The organism is Streptomyces sp. NPDC102490, assembly GCF_044765285.1.
Classification (GTDB): Bacteria; Actinomycetota; Actinomycetes; order Streptomycetales; family Streptomycetaceae; genus Streptomyces.
On record NZ_JBIWJU010000001.1, the window covers coordinates 289,380 to 314,544 of the forward strand.

The 25,165-nt window shown below is 73.0% G+C and carries 24 protein-coding genes; 10 read left to right on the forward strand and 14 right to left on the reverse strand.

Features of this window, described 5'->3' with window-relative positions:
• Positions 1-7: 7 nt before the first annotated feature.
• The 7 genes from moeZ to ACIRGB_RS01335 form a co-directional block, all read right to left on the reverse strand.
• Positions 8-1,186 (reverse strand): adenylyltransferase/sulfurtransferase MoeZ, encoded by a 1,179-nt coding sequence (gene moeZ / locus ACIRGB_RS01305; RefSeq protein WP_385967940.1) that lies wholly within the window; start codon positions 1,184-1,186, stop codon positions 8-10.
• 63 nt (positions 1,187-1,249) lie between these two features.
• Positions 1,250-1,999, reverse strand: a complete 750-nt coding sequence (locus tag ACIRGB_RS01310) for a spherulation-specific family 4 protein (protein WP_403857346.1) — start codon at positions 1,997-1,999, stop codon at positions 1,250-1,252.
• The gene (locus ACIRGB_RS01315) at positions 1,987-3,045 is read right to left on the reverse strand and encodes an NAD-dependent epimerase/dehydratase family protein (protein WP_403857349.1); all 1,059 of its coding nucleotides are present in this window, start codon (positions 3,043-3,045) and stop codon (positions 1,987-1,989) included. Before ACIRGB_RS01315 ends, ACIRGB_RS01310 begins: the two co-directional genes overlap by 13 nt.
• A 117-nt stretch (positions 3,046-3,162) precedes the next feature.
• A complete protein-coding gene (locus ACIRGB_RS01320) occupies positions 3,163-4,578 on the reverse strand; it encodes a hypothetical protein (protein WP_403857352.1) in 1,416 nt (471 codons plus the stop codon).
• Complete coding sequence (locus ACIRGB_RS01325) at positions 4,575-6,317, reverse strand: DUF3492 domain-containing protein (protein ID WP_403857355.1); 1,743 nt, start codon at positions 6,315-6,317, stop codon at positions 4,575-4,577. Before ACIRGB_RS01325 ends, ACIRGB_RS01320 begins: the two co-directional genes overlap by 4 nt.
• Before the next feature lie 205 nt (positions 6,318-6,522).
• A complete protein-coding gene (locus ACIRGB_RS01330; protein ID WP_403857358.1) occupies positions 6,523-8,211 on the reverse strand; it encodes a DUF3152 domain-containing protein in 1,689 nt (562 codons plus the stop codon).
• Between the two features lie 8 nt (positions 8,212-8,219).
• Entirely contained in the window at positions 8,220-9,278 is a 1,059-nt protein-coding gene (locus ACIRGB_RS01335; RefSeq protein WP_403857361.1) for an alpha/beta fold hydrolase, read from the reverse strand.
• A 312-nt stretch (positions 9,279-9,590) separates the two neighbouring features.
• On the opposite strand from ACIRGB_RS01335, the gene ACIRGB_RS01340 reads away from it, so the two are divergent.
• The 4 genes from ACIRGB_RS01340 to ACIRGB_RS01355 all read left to right on the forward strand — a co-directional run bounded on the left by ACIRGB_RS01340 (position 9,591) and on the right by ACIRGB_RS01355 (position 11,506).
• On the forward strand, positions 9,591-9,818 hold the full coding sequence (locus ACIRGB_RS01340) for a hypothetical protein (protein WP_403857364.1): 228 nt from the start codon (positions 9,591-9,593) through the stop codon (positions 9,816-9,818).
• Positions 9,819-10,035: 217 nt separating this feature from the next.
• On the forward strand, positions 10,036-10,677 hold the full coding sequence (locus ACIRGB_RS01345; RefSeq protein WP_403857367.1) for a TetR/AcrR family transcriptional regulator: 642 nt from the start codon (positions 10,036-10,038) through the stop codon (positions 10,675-10,677).
• Positions 10,678-10,819: 142 nt separating this feature from the next.
• Positions 10,820-11,047, forward strand: a complete 228-nt coding sequence (locus ACIRGB_RS01350; protein ID WP_007444428.1) for a DUF3107 domain-containing protein — start codon at positions 10,820-10,822, stop codon at positions 11,045-11,047.
• A gap of 189 nt (positions 11,048-11,236) precedes the next feature.
• Complete coding sequence (locus ACIRGB_RS01355; RefSeq protein WP_403857370.1) at positions 11,237-11,506, forward strand: hypothetical protein; 270 nt, start codon at positions 11,237-11,239, stop codon at positions 11,504-11,506.
• Between the two features lie 42 nt (positions 11,507-11,548).
• On the opposite strand, the gene ACIRGB_RS01360 is transcribed toward ACIRGB_RS01355, so the two are convergent.
• The gene (locus ACIRGB_RS01360) at positions 11,549-12,322 is read right to left on the reverse strand and encodes a ferritin-like domain-containing protein (protein ID WP_403857373.1); all 774 of its coding nucleotides are present in this window, start codon (positions 12,320-12,322) and stop codon (positions 11,549-11,551) included.
• A 492-nt stretch (positions 12,323-12,814) separates the two neighbouring features.
• On the opposite strand from ACIRGB_RS01360, the gene ACIRGB_RS01365 reads away from it, so the two are divergent.
• Positions 12,815-15,382 carry a DEAD/DEAH box helicase gene (locus ACIRGB_RS01365; protein ID WP_403857376.1) on the forward strand — a complete coding sequence of 856 codons (2,568 nt, stop codon included), beginning with the start codon at positions 12,815-12,817 and terminating at the stop codon, positions 15,380-15,382.
• 116 nt (positions 15,383-15,498) lie between these two features.
• A complete protein-coding gene (locus ACIRGB_RS01370; protein WP_403857379.1) occupies positions 15,499-16,395 on the forward strand; it encodes an alpha/beta fold hydrolase in 897 nt (298 codons plus the stop codon).
• A gap of 25 nt (positions 16,396-16,420) precedes the next feature.
• Here the strand turns inward: ACIRGB_RS01370 and ACIRGB_RS01375 are convergent, their stop codons facing one another.
• The gene (locus ACIRGB_RS01375) at positions 16,421-17,317 is read right to left on the reverse strand and encodes an NYN domain-containing protein (RefSeq protein WP_403857382.1); all 897 of its coding nucleotides are present in this window, start codon (positions 17,315-17,317) and stop codon (positions 16,421-16,423) included.
• 298 nt (positions 17,318-17,615) lie between these two features.
• Between ACIRGB_RS01375 and ACIRGB_RS01380 the strand changes: the two genes are divergently transcribed.
• A complete protein-coding gene (locus ACIRGB_RS01380; RefSeq protein WP_007444413.1) occupies positions 17,616-17,768 on the forward strand; it encodes a hypothetical protein in 153 nt (50 codons plus the stop codon).
• Between the two features lie 67 nt (positions 17,769-17,835).
• On the opposite strand, the gene ACIRGB_RS01385 is transcribed toward ACIRGB_RS01380, so the two are convergent.
• From ACIRGB_RS01385 to ACIRGB_RS01395, 3 genes are all read right to left on the reverse strand, one after another.
• A complete protein-coding gene (locus ACIRGB_RS01385) occupies positions 17,836-18,441 on the reverse strand; it encodes a MarC family protein (RefSeq protein ID WP_003973815.1) in 606 nt (201 codons plus the stop codon).
• A 55-nt stretch (positions 18,442-18,496) separates the two neighbouring features.
• On the reverse strand, positions 18,497-19,354 hold the full coding sequence (locus tag ACIRGB_RS01390) for a PHP domain-containing protein (RefSeq protein WP_403857385.1): 858 nt from the start codon (positions 19,352-19,354) through the stop codon (positions 18,497-18,499).
• Positions 19,355-19,491: 137 nt separating this feature from the next.
• Entirely contained in the window at positions 19,492-20,142 is a 651-nt protein-coding gene (locus tag ACIRGB_RS01395) for a DUF6758 family protein (protein ID WP_403857388.1), read from the reverse strand.
• 172 nt (positions 20,143-20,314) lie between these two features.
• Between ACIRGB_RS01395 and ACIRGB_RS01400 the strand changes: the two genes are divergently transcribed.
• Positions 20,315-21,538: an MFS transporter gene (locus ACIRGB_RS01400; RefSeq protein ID WP_403857391.1), complete on the forward strand. Its 1,224-nt coding sequence runs from the start codon at positions 20,315-20,317 to the stop codon at positions 21,536-21,538.
• Between the two features lie 42 nt (positions 21,539-21,580).
• On the opposite strand, the gene ACIRGB_RS01405 is transcribed toward ACIRGB_RS01400, so the two are convergent.
• Positions 21,581-22,177, reverse strand: coding sequence for a suppressor of fused domain protein (locus ACIRGB_RS01405; protein ID WP_356371467.1), 597 nt, complete (start codon positions 22,175-22,177; stop codon positions 21,581-21,583).
• 520 nt (positions 22,178-22,697) lie between these two features.
• Between ACIRGB_RS01405 and ACIRGB_RS01410 the strand changes: the two genes are divergently transcribed.
• Complete coding sequence (locus ACIRGB_RS01410; protein WP_403857394.1) at positions 22,698-23,813, forward strand: magnesium and cobalt transport protein CorA; 1,116 nt, start codon at positions 22,698-22,700, stop codon at positions 23,811-23,813.
• 33 nt (positions 23,814-23,846) lie between these two features.
• Complete coding sequence (locus ACIRGB_RS01415; protein ID WP_403857397.1) at positions 23,847-24,359, forward strand: hypothetical protein; 513 nt, start codon at positions 23,847-23,849, stop codon at positions 24,357-24,359.
• A gap of 15 nt (positions 24,360-24,374) precedes the next feature.
• On the opposite strand, the gene ACIRGB_RS01420 is transcribed toward ACIRGB_RS01415, so the two are convergent.
• Complete coding sequence (locus ACIRGB_RS01420) at positions 24,375-25,112, reverse strand: hypothetical protein (protein WP_403857400.1); 738 nt, start codon at positions 25,110-25,112, stop codon at positions 24,375-24,377.
• Between the last annotated feature and the right edge of the window lie 53 nt (positions 25,113-25,165).

Here is a 25,165-nt window from a genome sequence, read left to right on the forward strand (position 1 = left end):
GAGCCGGTCAGTAGACGGGCTTCTCCGGTTCGATCTGGTTGACCCAGCCGATCACGCCGCCGCCGACGTGGACGGCGTCCGAGAAGCCGGCGGACTTGAGGACCGCGAGGACTTCCGCACTGCGGACACCCGTCTTGCAGTTCAAGACGATCTTCTTGTCCTGCGGGAGGCTCTCCAGGGCGGAGCCCATGAGGAACTCGTTCTTCGGGATCAGCCGGGCGCCCGGGATGGAGACGATCTCGAACTCGTTCGGCTCGCGGACGTCGATGAGCTCGATGTTCTCGCCGTCGTCGATCCACTCCTTGAGCTGCTTGGGAGTGATCGTGGAGTCGGCGGCGGCCGCCTGGGCCTCCTCGGACACGACGCCGCAGAAGGCCTCGTAGTCGATGAGCTCGGTGACGGTCGGGTTCTCGCCGCAGACCGCGCAGTTGGGGTCCTTGCGGACCTTGACCTGGCGGTAGGTCATCTCCAGGGCGTCGTAGATCATCAGGCGGCCGACCAGCGGCTCGCCGATGCCCTGGAGGAGCTTGATCGCCTCGTTGGTCTGGATGGAGCCGATGGACGCGCACAGCACGCCCAGCACGCCGCCCTCGGCGCAGGAGGGGACCATGCCGGGGGGCGGGGGCTCCGGGTAGAGGCAGCGGTAGCAGGGGCCGTGCTCGGACCAGAAGACGGAGGCCTGGCCGTCGAAGCGGTAGATCGAACCCCAGACGTAGGGCTTGTTCAGCAGCACGCAGGCGTCGTTGACCAGGTAGCGGGTCGCGAAGTTGTCCGTGCCGTCGACGATCAGGTCGTACTGGCTGAAGATGTCCATCACGTTGTCGGCCTCGAGCCGCTCCTGGTGAAGGATCACGTCCACGTACGGGTTGATGCCCTTGATGGTGTCACGGGCGGACTCGGCCTTGGGCCGGCCGATGTCGGCCTGGCTGTGGATGACCTGCCGCTGCAGGTTCGACTCGTCGACCTCGTCGAACTCGATGATGCCGAGCGTGCCGACACCGGCTGCCGCCAGGTACATCAGGGTCGGCGAACCGAGGCCGCCCGCGCCCACGGCGAGCACCTTGGCGTTCTTCAGCCGCTTCTGCCCGTCCATCCCCACGTCGGGGATGATCAGGTGGCGGGAGTACCTGCGGACCTCGTCTACGGTGAGCTCGGCGGCCGGCTCGACCAGGGGTGGCAGCGACACGGGGACTCCGTTGGTCGGTCAGTAATGACGGTTGTTCTGCCAGTAACACTGCCACGGCCTTTTTCATTCCGAGACACCCGTCCCGACTCGCGAGACGATTTCGTCCCAGTAGCCGGGCATCGTCTCCCAGGGGTCGGCCCGGCCGCCGCGGTCCGTGCGGTCGGTGAAGCAGATCGTGGCCGCTCCCTGCCAACGCGCGATGCGCAGCGCTTCCTCCAGGTGCCCGCGCGGCAGGCCGTGCACGAAGTGGCAGAAGCGCTCGGGCGGATAGTCGGCGCTCCACTCGGCCGCCTGGGACCAGCGGTAGTCGGCCCAGGTGCCCGAGAAGGTGACGAGTTGGTCGGCGTTCTCGGCGTAGCCGGGACAGGGGTGGGTGCCGTGGCCGAGGACGATGTGGGCATCGTCACGGATCGTCCGGAGGGTGGTGACCGTACGGCGGACCTCGGGGAGGGCGGCCCGGTCGGACGGGCAGTGGGCGAGGAGGAATCCGTCGACCTGGTACCAGTCGAGGTACCGGTGGGCGTCGGAGATCTGTTCGCCGAGGCTGCGGGTTCCGTACGCGGCGTCGAGACGGCCGAGGACGCGGACGCCCGCGTTGCGCAGGCGGCCGGCGGCCTCCAGGCACCGCGGGTCGGGGTGCGCCCCGGGGCCGTTGGCGATGTTGAGGACGACCCAGTGCAGCGGGATACCGGGGCTGGTGAGGCCGGCCCACTCGTCGGGGGCGACGAGGGGGTGGGCCAGCCCCGGGACACCGAGGCCGGTGCGGACACCGGTGCTCGCGGTGCCGGTCCGGGTGCGGGTCAGATACGGCATGCCGCCTCCATCCAGATATCGGCGAGGGACTCTTCGAGGGCGATCCGGGGCCGCCAGCCGAGCCGGTCGCGTGCGGTGCGCACGTCGGCCTGCTGCCAGCTGCCGCAGCCGTCGGGGTACGGGTGGGGGGCCGGTGCCGCGGGCTCGGCGTCCGCGCGCTCGCCGCGGCTTCCGAGGGGGTCCGGGCGGTGATGTCCGAGGGCGTCGGTCCTGTGGTGGCCGAGTCCGTCGAGGCGGTGGCCGACAGTCTCCGTGCGGGGGTGGCCGATGGTGGGCCGCAGCGCGCCCGGAGGGCCGTCGAGTTCGTGCAGGGCGCCGCCGTAGCCGGCCACCCGGGCGAGGGTGGCGGCGGCGTCGCGCAGGCGGACGGCGCGGCCGGAGCCGATGTTGATGACGCCCTGGGCGGCGGAGAGCGAGGCGGCGTGCACCGCGCGGGCGACGTCGCGGACGTCGATGAAGTCCCGCTGGGCGCCGAGGCCACCGAGCCGCAGCTCGCCGTCGCCGGACTGCATCGCGCGGCGCATCGCCTCGGCGAGCCGGCCCAGCGGGGAGCCGGCGGGCGTGCCGGGCCCGGCGGGCGAGAAGACCCGCAGGACGACGGCGTCCAGGCCGGAGCCGAGGACGAGTTCGGTCGCGGCGAGTTTGCTGACGCCGTAGGGGCCGCCGGGGCGGGGCACGGCGTCCTCGGCGGTCGAGGAGCCGGGCTGGCTGGGGCCGTACTCGGCGCTGCACCCGATCTGCACCAGGCGGGCACCGCAGCCGCTGCGCCGCAGGGCCTCGCAGACGGTGGCGACGGCGACGGTGTTGTGCCGGGTGAGTTCGCGGGCGCCGCCGCGGGTGGCGCCCGCGCAGTTGACGACCACTCCGGGATGGACCGCGTCGAGGAAGCGGGTGAGGGCGCCGGGGCTTCCGGTGGCGAGGTCGAAGCGGACGTCGGCGTCGTCTCCCCGGCCGAGGGCGGTGAGCTGGACGGCCGGGTCGGCGAGCAGACGGTCGGCGACGAAGCGGCCGATGTAGCCGTTGGCTCCGATCAGCAGGACTCTCATCGGGCGGCTCCCGGTGCCGAGGCGTCGGGTCGGGAGGTGGTCATCTGGGGGCTCCTTCAAGGGGTGATGCGAGGGTGTTGGGGGTGGGGGTGGGTGAAGGGCTGTTCGTGCGGGCGCTCACCGTGTCGGCTCCGTCGTCGCGTGGGCCGAGGCCCTGGTCAGGCGGCGGCACGCGTGGACCAGGAGGGTCAGTGCGCCGAGGCCGCAGACGGCCGTCGGGACACCGGCGGGGCCGCAGGCGGTGACCAGGGCCTCCACGGGAGCGGACAGGAAGCCGCAGCCGGGAAGGCGGCCGGCGAAGAGCGTGGCCGGGGCGACTGCCTCCGCGGCGGCCGCGGCGGTGAGGACGAGCGTGGGGGCGTGCGCGTGACCGTGCACGGTGAGCAGCCGGGCGAGCAGCAGCAGGGCACCCAGGCTGAGGCCCTGGGGAAGGCCGGCGGGCTCGCCGAGCACGGCGCCGGTCAGCGCGAGCAGCCCGGTGAGGGCGCCCACGTACAGGGCGAACGTGCCGAGCAGCAGGGGGCGTACGGAGGCGGAGAAGTCGGCCAGGCCCCGGCTGGACGTCAGTTTGCCGCGGGCGCCCGCGGTGAAGAGGCGGGCGCATCCGGCCGCGGGGGCGTAGGACAGCGCGAGCGCCAGGACGGGGGCGACGGTGACGGGCCACGGGCCGTCGGCGGTGCCGTCCGGGAGACCGTCGGGGCCGCCGCCGACGGCGGTCCGCAGGAGTCCGTCGCCGAGGACGGCGTAGCCGACGAGCCAGCAGGTCCAGGTGCCGGTGGTGCGCGTGGCGGCGCTCAGCGGCCCGCGGCGCAGTGCGGCCCCCAGGGCCAGGGACACCGCGAGGACGCCGACGACGGCCACGATCAGGCGCGGCCGGCCCTCGGTGAGGCGGAGTCCGGCCACGGCGGCGGCGCACAGCACACCGGGCAGCAGGGCGAGAACCACCCCGGCGGTGCGTGGCCCGCGCAGCCGGGATGCCGGGTCGTCTCCGGGATGCGCAGGGGTGTCGCGGTCGCGCGGGACACGGGCGTACATCTCCTCCGCGAGGGAGAACACGTCACGGTGGCGGAAGCGGGCGGCGGTCCGGTCGGTGACGCCGTGCGCTTCCAGGCCCGCCGCGATCTCCAGCGGGTCCACGGCGCGTTCGCACAGCTCGCGGTGCCGGTGCAGCAGCCCCTTCACGGGGTCCGCGGCGGAACGGCGTGCGGCGGACACGGACGGCGACTTCCTGCCGCCGTCGCGAACGACACCGTCACGACCGGCACCGTCACCAACAGCCCCGTCCCGAGCGGCACCGTCACGGAGCCGCGCCCCCTCCCCCGGACTCCACTCCTCCACCGGAGCCGGGCCCTCCACCGGGCGCCCGCCGTCCCCCGCACCCGTCTCCGCGCCGAGAGCCGTGTCGGCGTCGCTGGCCCCGTCGGCCCCATAGGTGCCGTAGGTCCCGTGGGCCAGGGACGTCCGTGAACGTTCGTCCCAGGCCCCTGGGCTGCGCGGGGTCTCGGGGCGGTCCAGTTCGCCGAGGCCGCTCATCGGGCCGCTCCCTCGCTGGCCGAGACCGGCGTGGCCGCCCGCACCGGGCCGGCCTCCGTCGCCCAGCCGGGACCGCCCCGGGCCACGACCCGGGCCGTGGGGTCACTCCAGCGACCGGGGACGTGGGCCTCGGCGGGGACGCCGAAGGGCAGCGGCTCACCGGTGGCGTCGAGAACGACGCGGCGTGCCGGAGTACGCGAGAGGATCTCCAGGTAAATGCCGTGAAATGCCGCGATGTTCTGCTCGACGGTGAACAGCTCCAGTGCGCGGGCGCGCGCGGCGGCGCCCAGCCGCTCCCGGCGCTCGGGGTCGCGCAACAGCGCGACGCACGCCTCGGCGAGCGCCCGCGGATTGCGCGGGGGCACGACGAGCCCGGTGCCGCCGATGGCCTCCACCACCGCGCCGACGTCCGTGGACACCGTCGCGCGGCCGCAGAACATGGCCTCGACGAGCCCGGCCGGGAACCCCTCGACGACGCTGGAGAGCACCACCAGGGCGCCCGAGGCGTACGCGTCGGCGCGGAAGGGCAGTTCAGGCCCGCCGGTCTCCTCGAAGGAGACCGGGTTGCGGCCGACGGCGTGCGGGCCGTCGGCCTCGTCGGGAAACAGCTGCGCGGCCAGCGCCTTGCAGTGGACCAGGTACGCGGCGCCCTCGGGGCCCGCGGGGGCCCCGACGATCCTGAGCCGCGCGCCGGGCTCCGCCCTGCGGATCTCCGCGAAGGCGTGCAGCAGCGAGACCAGGTCCTTGGCCGGCTCGACGCGGCCGACCCAGACGAGGGTCTGCGGGTCGGCGCACTCCGGGGACTCCCCCACCTCCGCGAACGGGGCCGCGTCCATGCCGGGGTGGACCGTGCGCAGCTTGGCGCGGTCGGCGCCGCAGCGCTCCTGCCAGCGCCGGGCGTGCGTGTTGCCGGGGGTGATCACGGCCGCGCGCCGGTAGGTCTCGGCGGCCAGCCGACCGTGGAAGGCGGCGAGCAGCGACCGTATCGCGGGCGAGGAGTCGGGTTCCGTCAGGTAGTGCGTCCGCAGCCGCACCCCGTACTCGGTCACCAGCAGCGGCACATCGCAGAAGTGCCGGGCGAGCAGGCCGGGGAGGGCTGCCGTACCGCCGGAGGTCGCGTGGCACAGGTCCACCGAGCCGAGGTCGTCGTCCTCGTACCAGTCGAGGGACAGCGGGCGCAGGGCGCGTTCGAGGCGCGCGGCGACGGTCAGCAGATCGGGAACGCGCGCCTCGCGCGCCGAGCGGTGGGCGCCGGGCGCGCGACAGGCGCGTTCCAGAGCGCGTACGGCGGTCTCGGAGCGGAGTGCGGCGGGCAGTCCGCCCTCGTCGCGGGCGAGTTCGGCGAGGCCGTACAGCCCACTGGCGAAACGGTCCGCCTCAAGGGCGGACTGCCCTTCCGGCTCTCCCTCCGGTCCCCCGGACCGGGTCCCGGACGGGTTCCCGGGGCTCGCGGTGCACAGGGCCGTGGCCAACTCGCCGTAGCACTCGGCGAAGCGCCGGCGCGCGCGCCGTCCGTGGACGATGCCGTCGTCCACGGTTTCCCACAGCGGGGCGGTGCGCACCCGGCCGACCTGCGGCGGCAGCGGGACCCAGCCCTCGGCCTCCTCGCGCTCGCTCCGGCTGAGCGCGTAGACGTCGAACTCGTGCTGCTCCAGGCCGCGCACGAGCCGGTCGCACCAGAGTCCGGCCTCACCGCTCACATACGGATAGCCACCCTCCGTAAGCAGTCCGATGCGCACGCGCGCACCCCCGATCTCCCGTTTGGGGAGCCGCCGTTGGCCCGGCGGCTCGCAGCGGGACGAACGTATGCGGACAAGCAGGTGGCGCGATGGACGGTTGTCCATCGCGCCACCAAAAGGGGTGAACGGTCGTAACTTTCCCGTGCGAGACGCGTTCGGTCGCGCTAAGAGATCACATGGTTACCGCAGGTGACGCCCTGTCCGGTCAGCTGTTCGGGTAGGCCCAAGGGTTGGGGCGGCAGTCGATTCCGTCGTGGTCGACGAACTTCGTCTGCTGCTGCATGACCGGGGCGAGTTCGCCGTCCTTGTCGCAGGTGACGTGGTTGTAGCCGATGCGGTGACCGACCTCGTGGTTGATCAGCATCTGCCGGTACGGGTGGATCGCGTCACCGTACGGCGCGGCGCCCTGGGCCCAGCGGTAGGCGTTGATCATCACGCGCTGGGTGGCGGCCGAGTCGCAGGACACGTTGTCCTGGGTGGTGTCCAGGCCGGATTTGGCACACCACTCGGCGGTGGTGCCGGGGCTGGCCAGCGTGATGACGAAGTCGGGCTGGCCCGATTCGATGCGCTCGAAGCTGCGGGCGCCGTTGTGGGCCCAGCTCCGGTCGTCGTTGAGCGTCTTCTGCACGGCCTCGGCGAAGAGTGCGCCGTCGAGACCGAGCCCCTGTTCGATGTCCACGCGGTAGGTGTACTTCTCGCCCCGCCCGGGCCCCTTGGCGATGCCCGGGACCGCGTCGAACTTCCCCGAGGCCTTGAGGGTGGCGCTGAGCGGGTAGGTCTTGCCCATCTTCTGTTCGTACGTCAGCGGCTTCACGGCCTCGGGCGCGGTGGGCGTCGGGCGCTCGTCGTTCCGTGACGCCTGGTCGTGGACCCCCCGGGCCTGGTCGGTGGCGGACTGTGCGCGCATGCCGCCCCCGTCCGAGCCGTCAGCGACCTGACCGGCCACGACGACGGCCAGCACGGTGGTGACCGCGGCCGCCGCGATACCGGTGAAGGTCCGGCCCTTGCCGCCCTTGACCGGTGCGGGTTCGCCCGTGGGCGGTTGGTCGCCGGCGTCCGCACCCGCGTCGGCGGGAACGCCGCCGCTCCCGGCGCCGCCCCTGGCACCACCTCCGTCGACGGCGCTCCGGTCGGTGACGGACGCGTACGGGCCGACGGGCCCCGACGCACCGGGAGCACGCCGCTCGGGGCGGCCCGAGAAGACGTCGTCGTCCTCCCCGAAGTCGTCCTCCCCGAAGGCGTCCAGGTAGTCCTGCCGCGGCCCCTCCGCGGGCGCCCGGCGCTGCCTCGGGAAGGGCGAGCGCGGCAGCCCGGACGGCGACGACGGCGCGAATGCCCCCGGAGCCCGGGGGACCCCGGCGCTCGGTCCCGCCGCCGATCCGCGCCCGGCACCGGTCCGCCCGCCCCACTCGCCCCAGCCTCCGCCGGGCTCCCGCTGCTCGGGGTGGCCGCCCCGCACCCGCGGCGCCTCGTGCGCCGGGGTGCCGTCGGGATACCTGGGCACACCGTGCGCCGGGGTGCCGTCGGGGAGCCTCGGGACGCCCCGCGCGGGCGTCCCGTCCGTCATCCGGGGGAAGCCGTGGGCCGGAGTTCCGTCCGGGAACCGAGCGCCCGAACCTCGCGCCGGGCCGGCGGCGCCCGCGTGCCCCTGGCGGAGGCCCGGGGCGTCACCAGGCGCCGCCCCACGGGGCGCCCCGTCGCCCCCCTGCGGCCGGTACGACCCCTGGTGCGCCTGGTGGCCCTGGTACCCATGGGGCCCCTGCTGCACCTGGTGCTCCTGCGACGGCCCGTTCGCCGGGCGCGGGTCGGGTCGCCCCGACCGGTCCTCGCCTGTTGCGGCGGTGTCCGCGGCGTCTGCCCGGGGGGCGGGCCCGCGGCGGCTGTGGCGTCCCACGTCGCGCCTCAGCCTCCTGTGGTCTGGTTGGCGGGCTCGCTGTCCGCGGCCTCGTCGGTCCTCTCGCCACCCGTCGGCTTCCCGGTGCCCACCGCGTCCGCGGCGGCAGCCGTGTCCGCGGTGTCCGCGAGGAGTTCACGGAACGCCGTGGCCACGGCCTCCGGAAACTCCATCATCCCCACGTGTCCCGCGTCCGGCAGGGTCAGCAGCCGGGAGTCACGGAAGGCGCGGGCGGCCCGCTGGGCCATGCGGTAACCGACGAGTTGGTCCCGACCACCGTAGACCAGGAGCGTGGGTGCGAGAACCCGCTCGGCCTGTCGCCACAGCCCGTGCTGGCCGCCGAGCGTGTACGCGTTGACGATTCCCCGCGCGGAACGCGCCATCGCATCCCAGAAGTACGGCAGTTGCAGCCGCCGCTCCATCTCCTCGACGGCGTTGCGGAAACCCTCCTCGCTCACACTCGCGGGGTCGCCGTAGCAGAGCGCCGTCACGCCGCGGACCCGCTGCTCCGCCGTCCACTCCCGGGTGAGCCGGTTGAACAGCCGTACCACTCCCGGGAGCGCCAGCAGTCCCGTGGGTACGGCGGTGCGCTGCACGCGGATCTCCGGCAGCGCGGGCGACACGAGGGTCAGCGTCCGCACCAGGTCGGGCCGTGCCGCGGCGACGCGGGTGACGACGGCGCCGCCGAGCGAGTTCCCGAACAGGTGCACCGGACCGCGCCCGGACGCGTCGAGATAGCGGACGACCGCGCGCGCGTGGCCGGTGATCGAGTAGTCGCCGTCGTCCGGCGGCGGGGAGTCGCCGAAGCCGGGCAGGTCGACGGCCTCGTTGTGGACGACACCGTCCAGCAGCGGCATGAGCGCCGACCAGTTCTGCGAGGAGCCGCCGAGGCCGTGGACGTAGAGGGCGGGCGGCAGTCCCTCGCGGGTGGGGCGTCTCGACCGCACCGTCAGGGTGATGCCGGGGAGGTGGACCGACCTGAGCCGCTCCCCGTCCGCGACCTTGACGGCCGCGACCTTCGGCAGCACGTTGGCGGGCGGCACGGACGGCGGCTCGGTCGAAGGCATGCAGCTAATGTTACGAGATGATCACGCAGTGGCTCATGTGTTCGCCGTCACAAGCGGTGCTGCTGGGGCGCGTCGGCGGGGTACGGATGCCGTCGGCGCCTGCCATCGGCGCCAGGACCGGACAGGCAGAACCGGACAGGCAGAACCAGACACAGCGGACCGAGCACGCGGGACCGACCGCGCGGCATCGAGCACCCGAGACCGCACCCGGCGACGCATGGCGTCCGGATCGGGTGTCTCCTAGGCTCGAGAAGTGGGCACCCGCGTGTGACCCCTGCACCCCGGGGACGTCCGTAGGAAGGGAGCCCAAGCATGACCATCGACCCGACCGACCCCGAGACCTTCGACGACGAGTTCCAGGCGCCGAATCCGGAGGACCGCGACGTGGAGGCGCCCGACGCCGACGCCGCCGAGCAGCGGGCGGACATCGGGCAGGAGCGCGACGAACCGCTCACCCGCGTCGAGCCGGACCGCGCCAACGAGGCCGACCTGGCCGAGCAGGCCCGGGTCGTCTCGCACGACGAGGACGACTACCGCTGAACGGCGGGGACGCGACGCGCCACGGGGCGCCGGAGCGGCTCCACCGCCCGGATGGGAGGCCGATCTTTGCCCGGTCTGGACACTTTTGAAACCTGTTGTGCGGCTTTCGCCACCGTCCGGTCCGTGAAATTCTGCGCTCGCAGCACCCACACCACGGTTACCGAAAAGTACGATGTCGACGCGGCGCACACCGCACAGGACGACTATGGGAGGCGGCGTGACAGCCATCGAGCAGACAGAGGCGGTACGCCCACGGGGCACACGCCTTCCCCGCCGAGCCCGACGCAACCAGCTGCTGGGCGCCGCACAGGAAGTGTTCGTGGCCCAGGGCTACCACGCGGCCGCGATGGACGACATCGCCGAGCGCGCCGGTGTCAGCAAGCCGGTGCTCTACCAGCACTTTCCCGGCAAGCTCGACCTCTACCTCGCCCTGCTGGACCAGCACTGCGAGGCGCTGATCCAGTCCGTGCGCAACGCGCTCGCGTCGACCTCCGACAACAAGCAGCGCGTCCGGGCGACGATGGACGCCTACTTCGCCTACGTCGAGGACGACGGCGGCGCCTTCCGCCTGGTCTTCGAGTCGGACCTGACCAACGAGCCCGCCGTGCGCGAGCGCGTGGACAAGGTGACGAACGAGTGCGCCGAGGCGATCTGCGACGTGATCGCCGAGGACACCGGCCTCTCGCGCGCGGAGTCGATGCTGCTCGCCTCCGGCCTGGGCGGCCTCGCGCAGGTGGTGGCGCGCTCCTGGCTGCACAGCGACCGCAGCGTGCCCCGCGACCAGGCGGTCCAGCTGCTGACCTCGCTGGCCTGGCGGGGCATCGCCGGCTTCCCGCTGCACGGCACCGAACAGCACTGACCACCGCGGCGCGGGTTCTGTTCCCGCCGGGTGTTCGCTCCTGGCGTTCTCCGACGCAGCGTGTACGTCCCCTCACCGGGCTAATGTGTGCTGGTACGGCGCGGAAGATCGCGCACTTACTGACCGTCGGAGGGACATAGCCGTGGAGGTCAAGATCGGCGTGCAGCACGCGCCCCGCGAGATCGTTCTGGAGAGCGGTCAGAGCGCCGAGGAGGTCGAGCGCGTGGTGGGCGAGGCACTGGCCGGCAAGTCGCAGCTGCTGAGCCTCGTGGACGAACACGGCCGCAAGGTCCTGGTGCCGGCCGACCGGCTCGCCTACGTCGAGATCGGTGAGCCGGCCCCGCGCAAGGTGGGCTTCGGCGCGCTGTAGCCGCCGGACGCGGGACGACGAACGAAGTACGGGTGGGGCCCGGCGGTGACACACCGCCGGGCCCCACCCGTCTTCCCGTTCACGGGCGGCGCACAGTTCACCCCCAGGGGGAGGATTGCATTCCGCAGGTCAGGGGTAAGTCGGCTGTGACCGTTTGGGGCAGGCCGGCCATGTGGGAGGGACCCGGACATGATCTTGGAAGCGCTCAGCGCCGCACTCCTCGGCCTCGCCCTGGCATGGGCCGCCGCACACCGGCTGCCCCACCGCCTGCCCGCCCCGCTCCTGGTCCTGCCGACCGGTGTCGCCGGGGCCCTCTTCGGGGCGTTCGTCACGCACACGGCGCTGGGCGCCGGAGGGTTCGTGCTGGTGCTGCTGGGCTCGGCGACGCTCTCCGCGGCCTCGGTGTCGCTGCTGCTGCGCCCCGCGGGACGCCTTCGGCGCCGCTCGGCGGCCGCCTGAGCGGCAGCCGCCGTACCGCGCCGGGGCCCGCGTCGGCGGAGGTCAGGCGGCCAGCCCCAGCGCGGCCATCCGCTTGGTGTGCGCCTCGGTGATCCGGGAGAACATCTTGCCCACCTCGGCCAGGTCGAAGCCGTCCGCGACCCCGCCCACGAGCATCGTCGACAGCGCGTCCCGGTCGGCCACCACCCGCTGGGACTGCGAGAGCGCCTCCCCCATCAGCCGCCGCGCCCACAGCGCGAGCCGCCCGCCCACGCGCGGGTCGGCGTCGATCGCCGCGCGCACCTTCTCCACGGCGAAGCCCGCGTGCCCGGTGTCGTCGAGCACGGCGAGGACCAGCTCGCGGGTGTCCGTGTCCAGGCGGGCGGCGACCTCGCGGTAGAAGTCGCTGGCGATGGAGTCGCCGACGTAGGCCTTGACCAGGCCCTCCAGCCAGTCCGAGGGGGCCGTCTGCTTGTGGAAGCCGTCGTAGGCGGCCACGAACGGCTCCATGGCGCCCGTCGGCTCCTCGCCGATCTCCGCCAGCCGGTCGCGCAGCCGCTCGAAGTGGTGGAACTCCGCCGACGCCATCTTCGCCAGCTCCGCCTTGTCCGCCAGCGTGGGCGCCAGCTTGGCGTCCTCCGCGAGCCGCTCGAACGCCGCCAGCTCGCCGTACGCGAGCGCGCCGAGCAGGTCCACGACCGCGGCGCGGTACTGCGGGTCGGACGCGGCCGTCGCCCAGTCGCGGGCGGCGACCGGCGTGGCTCCGGCGGTACCCGGGGTTCCGGCGGTCTCGGCGGGGGCGTCTGCGGCGGTGCCAGGCTTGTCAGAGCTCGTCATGCAGCGCACAATAGCCCGCTCTTCGGCGGTGGTAAGTCCCTGGTCAGTCAGTGTGACGACGACTACGTGACCAAATCGGCCATCGCGTGTGCGCGAATCCGGGGTATGGTGGTAATGCGCCTGCCGAGTATGTGACGTACGGGTACGTGACATCGTCGTCGGGCCGCACGCATGAGGATGCCCGGTCGGTGGCCCGATCGGCTCCGACCCGACAGCCCTCCTGCCGTACGCCACGCCGCGTACGGAATCCGGAGGGGGACCCTCAGTGGTACGAGCGCTGGAGCGTCGACAGAGGTCCCGTGTCCTACGGCTCACCCGTAAGGGCGGCCGACGTCCCCGACACGGTCCGGCACGACCCGCGCGCTCGCCTCGCACCACGCACACAGAAGAGGCAGCACCCTGACTACGACGTTCCGATCCCTCGGGATCCTCCCCGAGACCGCCGAAGCCCTCGAAGCCGTCGGCATCCTGACCCCCTTCCCCATCCAGGAGATGACGCTCCCCGTGGCCCTGTCGGGCAAGGACGTCATCGGCCAGGCCAAGACCGGCACCGGCAAGACGCTGGGCTTCGGCCTCCCGCTCCTCGAGCGCGTCACCGTCCCCGCCGACGTCGAGGCGGGCCGCGCCGCGCCGGAGGCCCTGACCGACGCCCCGCAGGCCCTCGTCGTCGTCCCGACGCGCGAGCTGTGCCAGCAGGTCACCAACGACCTCCTGACCGCCGGCAAGGTCCGCAACGTGCGGGTCCTCGCGATCTACGGCGGTCGTGCCTACGAGCCGCAGGTGGAGGCCCTGAAGAAGGGCGTCGACGTGGTCGTCGGCACCCCGGGCCGGCTGCTGGACCTCGCGGGCCAGAAGAAGCTGAGCCTGAAGCACATCAAGAGCCTGGTCCTGGACGAGGCCGACGAGATGCTCGACCTGGGCTTCCTGCCCGACGTCGAGAAGATCATCAACATGCTGCCGGCCAGGCGCCAGACCATGCTGTTCTCGGCGACGATGCCGGGCGCGGTCATCGGACTGGCCCGCCGTTACATGTCGCAGCCCACGCACATCTCCGCCACCTCGCCGGACGACGCCGGCGCGACGGTCGCGAACACCAAGCAGTTCGTCTACCGCGCGCACAACATGGACAAGCCCGAGATGGTGGCCCGCATACTGCAGGCCGACGGCCGCGGTCTGGCCATGGTCTTCTGCCGCACCAAGCGCACCGCGGCCGACCTGGCCGACCAGCTCAAGCAGCGCGGCTTCGCCTCCGGCGCGGTCCACGGCGACCTCGGCCAGGGCGCCCGCGAGCAGGCCCTGCGCGCCTTCCGCAACGGCAAGGTGGACGTCCTCGTCTGCACCGACGTCGCCGCCCGCGGCATCGACGTCGAGGGCGTGACGCACGTCATCAACTACCAGTCGCCGGAGGAGGAGAAGACGTACCTGCACCGCATCGGCCGCACCGGCCGCGCGGGCGCGAAGGGTACGGCGATCACGCTGGTCGACTGGGACGACATCCCGCGCTGGCAGCTGATCAACAAGGCGCTGGACCTGGGCTTCAGCGACCCGGCGGAGACCTACTCCACCTCCCCGCACTTCTACACCGACCTCGGTATCCCCGAGGGCACCAAGGGCGTCCTGCCGCGCTCCGAGCGCACCCGCGCCGGGCTCGACGCGGAGGAGGTCGAGGACCTGGGCGAGACGGGCGGCCGCGGTGGCCGCGGGCGCAGCGACCGGGGCGACCGTGGTGACCGGGGTGGCCGTGGTGGCCGCGACGACGCGCGTTCCGGCGACCGCGACGGCGACCGTTCGTCCCGTACGACGCCGCGCCGCCGCCGGCGGATGCGCGGCGGTGCGCCGGTGGACGCGGAGAGCACCACCACCGCGACGACCGCCGCCGAGCCCGTGACGAGCGGCGGTGCCGACGGCGCCGCCGACCCGGGCACCGACGCCGCGCAGGGTCCCCGCACGCTGCGTCGCCGGCGCCGTACGCGCAATGGTGAGCCGTCGCGCCGCCCGGAGACCGCCGCGTCGGTCGACGCCCCGGTGGCGCAGGCCGTCGAGGCCACGGCGCTCGCGCCGTCCGAGGCCACGGTCGTCGACACGGCGCAGGCCACGGAGGGCGTGGAGGCCCCGGCCAAGCCGCGTCGCCGCCGCACCCGCAAGGCCGCCGAGGCTCCGGCCGCCCCGCTGGAGACCGCCGCGACGGCGGCGCCGACGGCCACCGAGGCGGCGGCCGTCGAGACCCCCGCGGTCGTCGAGACCCCCGCTGCCGAGGCACCCGCCGAGAAGCCGCGCCGCCGTACCCGCAAGGCCACGGCCGCCGAGGCCACGCTCGACACGGCCGAGGGAGTGACCGAGCCCGCGTCCGAACCGGCCGAGGCCAAGCCGCGCCGCCGTACGCGCAAGGCGGCCGTCGCCGACACCGAGGCCGCGCAGGCCCCGGAGGAGGCTGCGGCCGAGGCCAAGCCGCGCCGCACGCGGAAGACGGCCGCCGCCAAGGCGGAAGCCGCCGCCGACACGGTCGAGGCCACGGAGGCGAAGCCCAAGACCCGCCGCACCCGCAAGGCCGCCGAACCGGCCGCGCAGGCTCCGGAGGAGACCGAGACCGCTGCCGAGGCCAAGCCCCGCCGCACGCGGAAGACGGCCACCGCCAAGGCAGAAGCCGCCGCCGACACGGTCGAGGCCACGGAGGCGAAGCCCAAGACCCGCCGCACCCGCAAGGCCGCCGAACCGGCCGTACAGGCTCCGGAGGAGACCGAGACCGCTGCCGAGGCCAAGCCCCGCCGCACGCGGAAGACGGCCACCGCCAAGGCGGAAACCGCCGCCGACACGGTCGAGGCCACGGAGGCGAAGCCGAAGGCCCGCCGGACCCGGAAGACGGCCGCGGCTCCCGAGGCCACCGCCGAGATCCCGGCCCAGGCCGCGCAGGAGCCGGAGGCCGCACCGCGGCGCCGGACCCGTAAGGCCGCGGCCGCCGTCGAGGCACCCACGGTGGCCGCCGAGACGGCGGAGGCGAAGCCCAAGGCCCGCCGCACCCGCAAGACGGCCGCGGCCACCGCGGAGACTGGCGAGAGCTGATCCGCGCCGCTCGTCCCAGCCCGTCGGCCCGGTCCCGCGATCCACGCGGGACCGGGCCGACGGCGTTGGCACGCCCGTGTCCGCGCCCGGCGGTCCCCGCCCGATAACCTCTGCCCGTGAGCAGGAACGCCGCCTTCAGCCCGCCCCCGCGCGCCCGTGCGTACCGGCTGCGTACCGCCCGCGGCGAGTTCGCCGTCGTCGACTCGCCCGTGGCCGACGGGGTCGCGCCGAGGGGCGTGGTGATGATGCTGCCCGGGTTCACGGGGAGCAAGGAGGACTTCACCCTGCTGCACCGGCCGCTCGGGGCGCGCGGCTACCGCACGGTCGCCGTGGACGGGCGCGGGCAGTACGAGTCGGACGGGCCCGAGCACGACGAGGCCGCGTACGCCCGGCCCGAGCTGGCCCGGGACGTGCTCGCGCAGGCCGCCGCCCTCGGGACGCGCGTGCATCTCGTCGGGCACTCGCTCGGCGGCCAGATCGCGCGGGCCGCCGTCCTCCTCGACCCCGCCCCGTTCCTGTCCCTCACCCTGATGTCCTCGGGCCCGGCGCGAATCTCCGAGTCGCAGCGGCAGCGGGTGAAGCTGCTGCGGGACGCGCTGGACACGATGACGATGGCGGAGGTCTGGAAGGTGATGCAGGTGATGGGGCCGCCGGAGGAGGCCGGTGCCCCGGCCCCCGCCCACGGCCCAGAGGACCCGGAACGGCTGCGCGACCGCTGGCTGGGCACCAGGCCGGCGCAACTGCTCGCCACCGGACGCCAGTTGTGCACCGAGCCGGACCGTGTCGCCGAGCTGGCCGCCGTGCCGCTGCCCTTCCACGTGCTGTCGGGCGCCTACGACGACACCTGGCCGGTGCCCCTCCTGGACGAGATGGCCCTGCGGCTGAACGCGCGCCGTACGGTCGTCGCGGGCGCCGAGCACTCCCCCAACACCGATCAGCCCCTGCCGACGGCCCGAGCCCTCGCCGACTTCTGGGACGACCATCCCGTGCCGCCCCGGCCGTACGTGCGCTGAGCGCCGTCCGGCCCCGGTACGGCGACTAGTACTGCGCCCGCAGGTGCTCCCAGAAGCCGTCCCGCAGTGCCCGTCGCAGGTCGGGCTGGCCGCGCAGCGAGTACTGGAGCAGTCCCTCGGCCTCCACCAGCAGGTCCTGGTCCACTGAGCCGGGGAGGTAGGGGTGGCCGGGGAGCAGTTCCACCAGCGACTCGCGCCCCCGGGACGCCAGCCACTTCGCCGCGATCTGCGCGCCCACGAAGCGGACGTCCTCGCGGCCGGGGCGCAGGGCGCCCGGGGCCTCGCCGGTGTGCGTCGTGCGCCGGGAGACGTACGGCTTGAAGAAGTCGAGGTCGAGGGTGCGCTGGCTGTCGACCTCCCAGAGCAGCGGCTCGGCCTGGTTGCGGCCCTCGGGGGCCTCGATGCCCCACAGGTGGACGCGGGCGCCGTACCCCTGGGCGGCCTCGACCGCGGACACGAGGTCCTCGTCGCCACCGAGCAGGGCCGCGTCGCTGATGGCGCGGTGCCGGGCGAGGGACTCCAGGTCGGAGCGGATGAGGGAGTCGACGCCCTTCTGCTGGTTGTTGGCGTTGAGGTTGCCCAGGCGGACCTTGACGTCCGGGAGCTCGGCGATGGACTGCTGCTCGGCGGTGTGGATGCGGCGGCGGGCGCCGTCGTACCAGTAGACGCGCAGCAGGCGGCTGTCCGCGAACACCGTGCGGGCCTTGTCGATGAGGGCGTCGATGAGGGCGTCGGCGTCCAGCTCGAAGGCCCGGCGGTCCTCCGTCCCGGCCACCAGTCGCCCCGCCGCCGCGTACAGATAACCGGCGTCGACGAAGATCGCGTGGGTCGAGGGGGTCTTCGCCACCTCGGCGAGCATGCGCTGGAGCAGCTCGTTCGTGCGATCGATACGAGCGCTCAGGGGCGCGAGGTCGTCGTTCATCGCCTCCATTGTCCCGGCGGTCACGCTATGAACACAACCGGTCCCGGTCGGTTTTGCGGCGGACGTCCCGCGTCCGCGCCGCCTCCCGCGGCATCCTCCGGCCCGCCGCACCCACCGGCCGGCCACCTCGTAACAAGCGGCTTACTTGCCAGTAATTAGTCGAGCGAAAAATTTCCTTAGCGTAGGGAATGTTTGCAGAGGGCATCCCGTTGAACCACTACGGAAGCCCGGGCACCGACGACCCAGGAGCCACACCAGTAGTTCTCCGCTGGAGGATGACCAGAACAAGGGAGAGGCCATGCGCTTTGAAGTCATGCGACTCGACGACGTCGACGGGACCCCCGTGGACACGACTGTCGTGGACGCAGCCTCCGTGAACCGCATCGTTCAGCAGGCCGCCGCCATCGGGCAGCGCCTGTGGATCCGCCCCGCCGACACCTCGGCCTTGTAGCGCGGACCCTTCGCACACGAGAAGAGGGCCCCGCACGGAACTCCGTGCGGGGCCCTCTTCTCGTTGCTCACGCGCCCTGGATCACCTGGGTGACCCCGTTGATGATCTGCTGCACGGCGATCGCGGAGAGCATCATGCCGGCGAGGCGGGTCACCAGGACCACGCCGCCGTCCTTGATCACCCGGATGATCAGCAGCGAGTACCGCATCACCAGCCACAGCACCACGTGGATGGCGAGGATCGCCGCCCACACCGAGACCTGCGTGGTCACACTGTCGGCCTTCTGCACGGCCAGGATGACCGACACGATCGCGCCGGGCCCGGCGAGCAGCGGCATGCCCAGCGGTACGAGGGCGACGTTGACGTCCTTGGTCTGCTTCGGTTCGTCCGTCTTGCCGGTGAGCAGGTCGAGGGCGATCAGCAGGAGCAGCAGTCCGCCCGCGATCATCAGGGCGGGCACGGACACGTGCAGGTAGTCGAGGATCTGGTGCCCGAGAAGACCGAACACCGTGATCACGCCACCGGCGACGCAGACGGCCTGGAGGGCCATCCGCTTCTGCACCTTGCCGGGGCGGCCGGAGGTCAGCGCGAGGAAGATCGGGGTGATCCCGGGGGGATCCATGATGACGAAAAGGGTCAGGAAGAGAGAGCCGAAGACGGCGACGTCGAACATGGGTGAGCTACTGGCCTTGCGGAGGAGTGGAAAGGTGGACGCGCGGGGGTGAGGCTCAGGCCCCGCCGGCCCCGGGCACGGGGAAGGCCCCGAACGCCCGTCGCGTGATCTCCCCGTAGACCTCGGGGTCGGTCGTGTACTCGCCGAGCACACAGGTCTTCCGGCTGCCGTGGTAGTCGCTGGAGCCGGTCACCAGGAGTCCCAGTTCCTTCGCCGTCCCGCGCAGCCGGGCCCGGGTGTCCGCGTCGTGGTCCATGTGGTCGACCTCGATGCCGTCGAGCCCGGCGGCCGCCAGGTCGGCGATCGCGGCCTCGGACACCGTGCGGCCCCGCTTGGCGGCGGCCGGGTGCGCGAAGACGGCGACCCCGCCCGCGCCCTTGATCAGCCGGAGCGCCTCGAAGGGGTCGGTCTCGTGCTTCCCCACGTGGGCCCGGCCGCCATCGGCCAGCCAGTCCGGGGTGAAGGCGTCGTTCACGGTCGGGACGACGCCCAGTTCCACGAGGGCGGAGGCCACGTGCGGGCGGCCGACCGAGCCGTCCCCGGCGATCCGGGCGACCTGCTCCCAGGTGACCGGCACACCCAGTGCGTTGAGCTTGGCGATCATGCCCCGGGCCCGCGGCACCCGGTCGTCCCGGACCAGCTCGCGCTCGGCGAGCAGGGCGGGCTCCTCGGGGTCGAAGAGGTAGGCCAGCATGTGCATGCTGACGCCGTCGAGGCGGCAGGAGAGTTCGGCGCCGGTGACGAGGGTGAGCCCCTCGGGCAGCGCGGCGACGGCCTCGGCGTGGCCGCGGGTGGTGTCGTGGTCGGTCAGCGCGACGACGTCGAGACCGGCCGCGGCGGCCTTGCGCACCAGCTGGGCCGGGGTGTCCGTGCCGTCGGACGCGGTGGAGTGGGTGTGCAGATCGATGCGCACGACGCTGACTCCAAGCGGTGACGGGACGGAAGGGGACGCTCAAGGATAACCGGAACGCGACCCCCCGCCGTCACACCCGCAACGCCTCTGTGCCCCCTACCCGGCCTCTGCGCCACCGTGTCCGCCGCCGCGCGGCGCTACCGCACCGTCGGCTCGATCAGCCGCGGCGACAGCGCCCCGCACGGCACCAGGTCGACCTCGGCGCCCGCGTCCCGCAGGTCGGTCAGGACCAGCTCCTCGTACATCAGCAGCCCCGACCGCTCGGGCCACACCACGGCCCACAGCCACATGCCGAGGGCCTCCCCGGCGAAGACGGCACGGTCCACGGGACCGCCGGAGACGTGCCAGAGGGGGGTGGGGCGGCCCGCGGCCAGCACCTTGGCCTGGGGCGGCTTCTCGACGTCCAGGTACGGCCCGGGGTCGGGGGCGTCGAGCCCCGCGTACCGCGCGCCGAGGCCGACGCCCAGTTCCTCGGCGACCAGGATCAGCTCACCGATGCCTCCGAGCGGACCGGGGCCGGAACAGGCGACGGCGGTCGCCCTGCCCCCGCTGCGGTCGTCCCCCGCACAGGCCACGCCGGTGAACAGCCAGCCGACCGGCAGCGGCCAGGGCATCCACACCGGCACCTGCGTGCGGTGCACCACGACGCCGAGCGCCTCGACGCTGGGCGGGAGGACGGGCTGGACCGGGTGCACGGGGCCGTGCAGGTCGCACTGCCAGGAATCGGCGAAGAGACCGGGAGCCCTGACCCGGCCACCACACTTCGGGCAACTGGGTTCGCCCCTCATAGAGCCCCACGGTCCTACCCTCGCTCCCCCACGTCAAGGACGATCACCCATCCGGGCGGAAGGGCGCCGGCCCACCCGCCCCCCGCGCTACTAGGTGTACGTTGCATTAATTAGCAGACCTAACTTACTATGTGTATACACCAACCAATTCCCTCGGTATTGGAGAGCAAGCATGGACCCCTTCGACGCGGGTGCGGGCGGCATCCTGCGGCAGCCCAAGGCCGTGTGGGCGACCGCGGGCGCGTCCGTGGTGGCCTTCATGGGCATCGGGCTCGTCGACCCGATCCTCCCGTCCATCGCCAAGGGCCTGGACGCGAGCGCCGGCCAGGTCTCCCTCCTGTTCACCTCGTACTTCCTCATCACCGCCCTGGCGATGCTGGTCACCGGCTTCGTCTCCAGCCGCATCGGCGGCCGCAAGACCCTGCTGCTCGGCCTGGCCTTCGTGGTGGTCTTCGCGGGCCTCGCCGGGACCTCCGACACCGTCGGACAGCTCGTCGGCTACCGGGCCGGCTGGGGCCTGGGCAACGCGCTGTTCGTCTCGACGGCCCTCGCGGTGATCGTCGGCGCCGCGGTCGGCGGGAGCGCCGCGGCGATCCTGCTCTACGAGTCCGCCCTCGGCCTCGGCATGGCCTGCGGCCCGCTGCTGGGCGCGCTGCTCGGCGACGCCAGCTGGCGTTACCCGTTCTTCGGCACGGCCTTCCTGATGGCGATCGGCTTCCTGTGCATCACGGTGTTCCTGAAGGAGCAGCCGAAGCCGGCCCGCAAGACCTCGCTGCTCGACCCGCTCAAGGCGCTGGGCCACGGCGGCCTCGCCTCCGCCGCGGTCTCGGCGTTCTTCTACAACTACACGTTCTTCACCGTGCTGGCCTTCACCCCGTTCGTGCTGAACATGACGCCGTACAAGTCGGGTGCCGTGTTCTTCGCGTGGGGCGTGCTGCTCGCCGTCTTCTCGGTGCTGGTGGCGCCGCGCATGCAGCGGCGCTTCGGCTCGCTCAAGGTGCTCGGCGGCTCGCTGGTGCTGCTCGCGGCCGACGTCCTGGTCCTCGGCTACGGCAACCACACCGCGGCGATCGTCTGCACGATCCTGTCCGGCGCGTTCATCGGCGTGAACAACACCGTCTACACCGAGCTGGCCCTCGGGGTCTCGGACGCGCCGCGCCCGGTGGCCAGCGCGGGCTACAACTTCGTGCGCTGGTTCGCCGCGGCGGCCGCCCCCTACTTCGCGCCGAAGATCGAGGAGTGGACCGACGTCCACATCCCGTTCGTGGTGGCCGCGGTGACCGCCCTGCTCGGCGCGGTCGTGGTCGTCGTACGCCGCCGCGCGCTCACCCACGAGGCGGAGGAGCTGGAGCCGCGGCACGCGAGCGAGGACTCGGTCACGGTCTTCGCCAACTGACGCGGGGAACCGGTGAGTTACGTCACTCGACCACTGGGCGCGTCAGTCCAGCGGAACGGACCTGCGGGACGGATCGCGCAGGTCCGTTCCGTGGTTCAGCCAGCGCTCCTGGAGGGCGGGCGCGCCGTGCACGCGCTTCCAGGCGGCCTCGTTCGGCGTCATCGGCAGCAGCGGCAGGAACCGTACGGGGTCCAGTGGGGCGTCCAGCTCCAGGTCCTCGACCAGGCCGCCCGGCTCGGCGACCAGCACCGAGGTGAAAGGGGCCCCGGGCCACAGCGGCTCGCCGACGTCGAGTGACGCGCCGGGCGCCACGATCACACCCTCGACCTGCGGGGACGCGGCCAGCACGGCGAGCGGGCGGAGCACCTTGTCGGTGTCGGCCGCCCCGGCCCGCACGGAGAGCACCAGCTCGGCGCGGGGGCCCTTGACCGGGTCGGCGAGCGCGGCCGTGGGGTCCGCCATGGGCTGGGCCGACATGCCGAGGGTGGCGTAGCGGACGACGTCGCCCTCCTGGCCGGAGGCGGGGAACCGCAGCACCTCGATGCGGTCGGTGCCGAGGAAGGTGACCGCCGCGCGCGCGTCCGGCTCGCCCAGCGCGCTGTGCAACCGGGCCTCGACCAGAGGAAGAACATCAGCCATGCGGCGAGCATAGAACTCGTCGTGATGAGGCAAAGCGGCGCCTTGACACGTCGCACGGCTGGTACTGTGGGCCAGCGGTTCGGGGCAGCACGCAGCGCGTCGCGATCTAGCCCCCGACGCTGTGAACTCTCCCCTACGGGGAACCCCTCCAAACAAGGGGAATGGATCGTCCCTCACGAGGGACCGGCCGGAGGAGGTGGGCGGCATGGACCGAAGTCGACCGTGCAGTACCACCCGCTCTTCCCGCCGCTGACGCAGCTGCTTCGGCCTTTCCGCCGCAGCTTCCCGTGCGCGCCTTCTGACGGAAGAGCACTTCGTCTCGTTTTGCCTGATCCGATCCGTCGACGCGATGTCCGTCGATCCGTATCAGCAGCTGAATCAGCAGCGTAGACGGCCACCGCGACGGTGCGGTGCCCCCCGCTTTGTGGACGCGCCGAACACGCGTGGTCAGGACGTCCCCATTCCGGGCGGTTCCACCCGTCACCGGCCTCGTTCGCTGCCCGCCGCGAAGGAGCCTGCCATGTCGATGATCCACAACCTGCGCGCCGCGGTCCGCCCGTCCCGCGTCTCCCTGCGCAAGGACAGCGGCCCCTACGACACCACCCGCGACCCGGCGACCGCCTCCGCCGTCGTCGACTGCGCCGTCTACCGCGACGGCACCCGCGTCGAGACCGACGTGCCGCTGACCCCGCACACGGCGATGCGCCAGGTGCGCCGCGACGGCGGGTTCGTGTGGATCGGCCTGCACGAGCCCACCGAGGACGAGTTCGCCGGTATCGCCCGGGAGTTCGGGCTGCACCCGCTGGCCGTGGAGGACGCGGTCCAGGCCCACCAGCGGCCCAAGCTGGAGCGCTACGACGACTCCCTGTTCACGGTCTTCAAGACCGTCCACTACGTCGACCACGACCAGCTCACCGCCAACAGCGAGGTCGTCGAGACCGGCGAGGTGATGTGCTTCACCGGGCGGGACTTCTTCATCACCGTCCGGCACGGCGGGCAGGGCTCGCTGCGGGCGCTGCGCCGCCGCCTCCAGGAGGACCCCGAGCTGCTGCTCAAGGGCCCCTCCGCGGTGCTGCACGCCATCGCCGACCACGTCGTCGACGGCTACATCGCGGTCGCCGACGCGGTGCAGGACGACATCGACGAGGTCGAGACGGAGGTGTTCTCGCCGGGCCGCAAGGGCACCCCGCGCGGCACCGACGCCGGACGGATCTACCAACTCAAGCGCGAGGTGCTGGAGTTCAAGCGGGCGGTGGCGCCGCTGCTGCGGCCCATGCAGCTGCTCAGCGAGCGGCCGATGCGGCTGATCGACCCGGAGATCCAGAAGTACTTCCGGGACGTCGCCGACCACGTGGCGCGGGTGCAGGAGCAGGTCATCGGCTTCGACGAACTGCTGAACTCCATCCTCCAGGCCAACCTGGCCCAGGCGTCCGTGGCGCAGAACGAGGACATGCGCAAGATCACCTCGTGGGCCGCGATCATCGCCGTGCCGACGATGGTGTGCGGGGTGTACGGCATGAACTTCGACTACATGCCGGAGACCCACTGGAAGTTCGGCTACCCGCTGGTCCTGTCCGTCACGGTCGCGCTCTGCCTGGGCATCCACCGCACGCTCAAGCGCAACGGCTGGCTCTGAACCCGCCCCCGGGCCCCTGGATAGGCTGACCGCATGACACGCGAGCTGCTCGACCAGGCCCTCGTCGAGGAGGCCACCAAGAAGTCCGGCCTCATCTGGGTCACGGGCCCCGGGGTGCCCGCCCGGGCGCTGTGGCACGTCTGGCACGAGGGCGCGGCCTGCGTCGTCGGCGACGGGCCCGGCGAGCAGCCGCTGCCGGGCCTGGCCGACGGGGTCGCGGCCGAGGTGACGGTGCGCAGCAAGGACAAGGGCGGCCGGCTGGTCTCGTGGGCCGCCCGGGTCGTGGAGCTGCCGTCCGGTTCCGAGGCGTGGCAGGCGGCCGTCGGCGACCTCAAGGGCAAGCGGCTGAACGCCCCGGACGGCGAGGCCATGACCGACCGCTGGGCCCGCGAGTGCCGGGTGCTGCGCCTGGAGCCGACGGGGAGCACGGCGCCGCTGCCCGACGCCTCGCTGGCCGAGGCGCCGCTGCCGAGCCCCGCGACGACCCGGCAGCCGGTGCCGGCCGGGCTACCGCGCCTGCTGCTGAAGCGCCGCAAACGGCGCTGATGTCCCCAGGACGCCTCAGGACGTCGGCAGCTGCCTGCCGTAGTCCAGGGTGTCGTCCTTGGCCGGCTGCTCCAGCGCGAAGTCCTTGTTCCAGTCCGAGAAGCCGATCGTGCCCGCGCTGCCCGCCCGCACCAGGCGCAGCGGGTACGGCGTGCCCTCCAGGGAGACGTCCAGCGAGCCGCCGGCGCCGTCGTCGCCGGCGATCCGGATGGTGCGCACGCCCGCCTGCTCGTGGCGGCCGTCCGTCTTCACCGTGCCGTGCAGGGTCAGCAGACCGCCGAGGAGGACGTCCTTGTCCGTGAAGCCGCTGAACTTCTTGTACACGGGGTCGCTCTGCGGCACCTTCACGTACTTGCCGGCGAGCTTGTCGGCGGCCTTGGCGTCGCCGCCGTCATGGCTCCAGAACCCGGCGTCGGCCTTGAGGAAGAGCTGCTCGCCCACGCGCAGCAGTCCGAACGTCGTCCCCTCGGCGGCGACCGACCCGGTCCCTCCGTCGGCCTTCAGCCGCATGTCGAGGGTGTACCTGTTGCCGCCGGCGTCCACCGTGCCGTGCAGGCGGACCGTGCCGGCGGCCTGCGCGGCCGTGCTCGCCTTCGCCTGGATCTCGTCCGCCGGGAGCTTCCCGAGGCCGTTGGTGCCCGCGTCGGGGTCCTCGCCGCCGCATCCCGTCAGCCCGGCTCCCGCCACGGCCAGGGCGCACACCGCGCCCAGCCAGGCGGCCCTGCGGATTCGGCGCCGGGGAGTCACAGACACGGGAGGAACTGCCTTTCTGACAGGGCGGACACGGGGCCGACGGACGTCGGCGG

Excerpts from the sequence above, each read along its gene's own strand:
- ACIRGB_RS01310 (WP_403857346.1), bottom strand. The coding sequence starts at position 1,999 with ATGCCGTATCTGACCCGCACCCGGACCGGCACCGCGAGCACCGGTGTC.
- ACIRGB_RS01315 (WP_403857349.1), bottom strand. The coding sequence starts at position 3,045 with ATGAGAGTCCTGCTGATCGGAGCCAACGGCTACATCGGCCGCTTCGTC.
- ACIRGB_RS01320 (WP_403857352.1), bottom strand. The coding sequence starts at position 4,578 with ATGAGCGGCCTCGGCGAACTGGACCGCCCCGAGACCCCGCGCAGCCCA.
- ACIRGB_RS01335 (WP_403857361.1), bottom strand. The coding sequence starts at position 9,278 with ATGCCTTCGACCGAGCCGCCGTCCGTGCCGCCCGCCAACGTGCTGCCG.
- ACIRGB_RS01340 (WP_403857364.1), top strand. The coding sequence starts at position 9,591 with ATGACCATCGACCCGACCGACCCCGAGACCTTCGACGACGAGTTCCAG.
- ACIRGB_RS01355 (WP_403857370.1), top strand. The coding sequence starts at position 11,237 with ATGATCTTGGAAGCGCTCAGCGCCGCACTCCTCGGCCTCGCCCTGGCA.
- ACIRGB_RS01360 (WP_403857373.1), bottom strand. The coding sequence starts at position 12,322 with ATGACGAGCTCTGACAAGCCTGGCACCGCCGCAGACGCCCCCGCCGAG.
- ACIRGB_RS01365 (WP_403857376.1), top strand. The coding sequence starts at position 12,815 with ATGACGCTCCCCGTGGCCCTGTCGGGCAAGGACGTCATCGGCCAGGCC.
- ACIRGB_RS01375 (WP_403857382.1), bottom strand. The coding sequence starts at position 17,317 with ATGAACGACGACCTCGCGCCCCTGAGCGCTCGTATCGATCGCACGAAC.
- ACIRGB_RS01380 (WP_007444413.1), top strand. The coding sequence starts at position 17,616 with ATGCGCTTTGAAGTCATGCGACTCGACGACGTCGACGGGACCCCCGTG.
- ACIRGB_RS01385 (WP_003973815.1), bottom strand. The coding sequence starts at position 18,441 with ATGTTCGACGTCGCCGTCTTCGGCTCTCTCTTCCTGACCCTTTTCGTC.
- ACIRGB_RS01395 (WP_403857388.1), bottom strand. The coding sequence starts at position 20,142 with ATGAGGGGCGAACCCAGTTGCCCGAAGTGTGGTGGCCGGGTCAGGGCT.
- ACIRGB_RS01400 (WP_403857391.1), top strand. The coding sequence starts at position 20,315 with ATGGACCCCTTCGACGCGGGTGCGGGCGGCATCCTGCGGCAGCCCAAG.
- ACIRGB_RS01405 (WP_356371467.1), bottom strand. The coding sequence starts at position 22,177 with ATGGCTGATGTTCTTCCTCTGGTCGAGGCCCGGTTGCACAGCGCGCTG.
- ACIRGB_RS01410 (WP_403857394.1), top strand. The coding sequence starts at position 22,698 with ATGTCGATGATCCACAACCTGCGCGCCGCGGTCCGCCCGTCCCGCGTC.
- ACIRGB_RS01415 (WP_403857397.1), top strand. The coding sequence starts at position 23,847 with ATGACACGCGAGCTGCTCGACCAGGCCCTCGTCGAGGAGGCCACCAAG.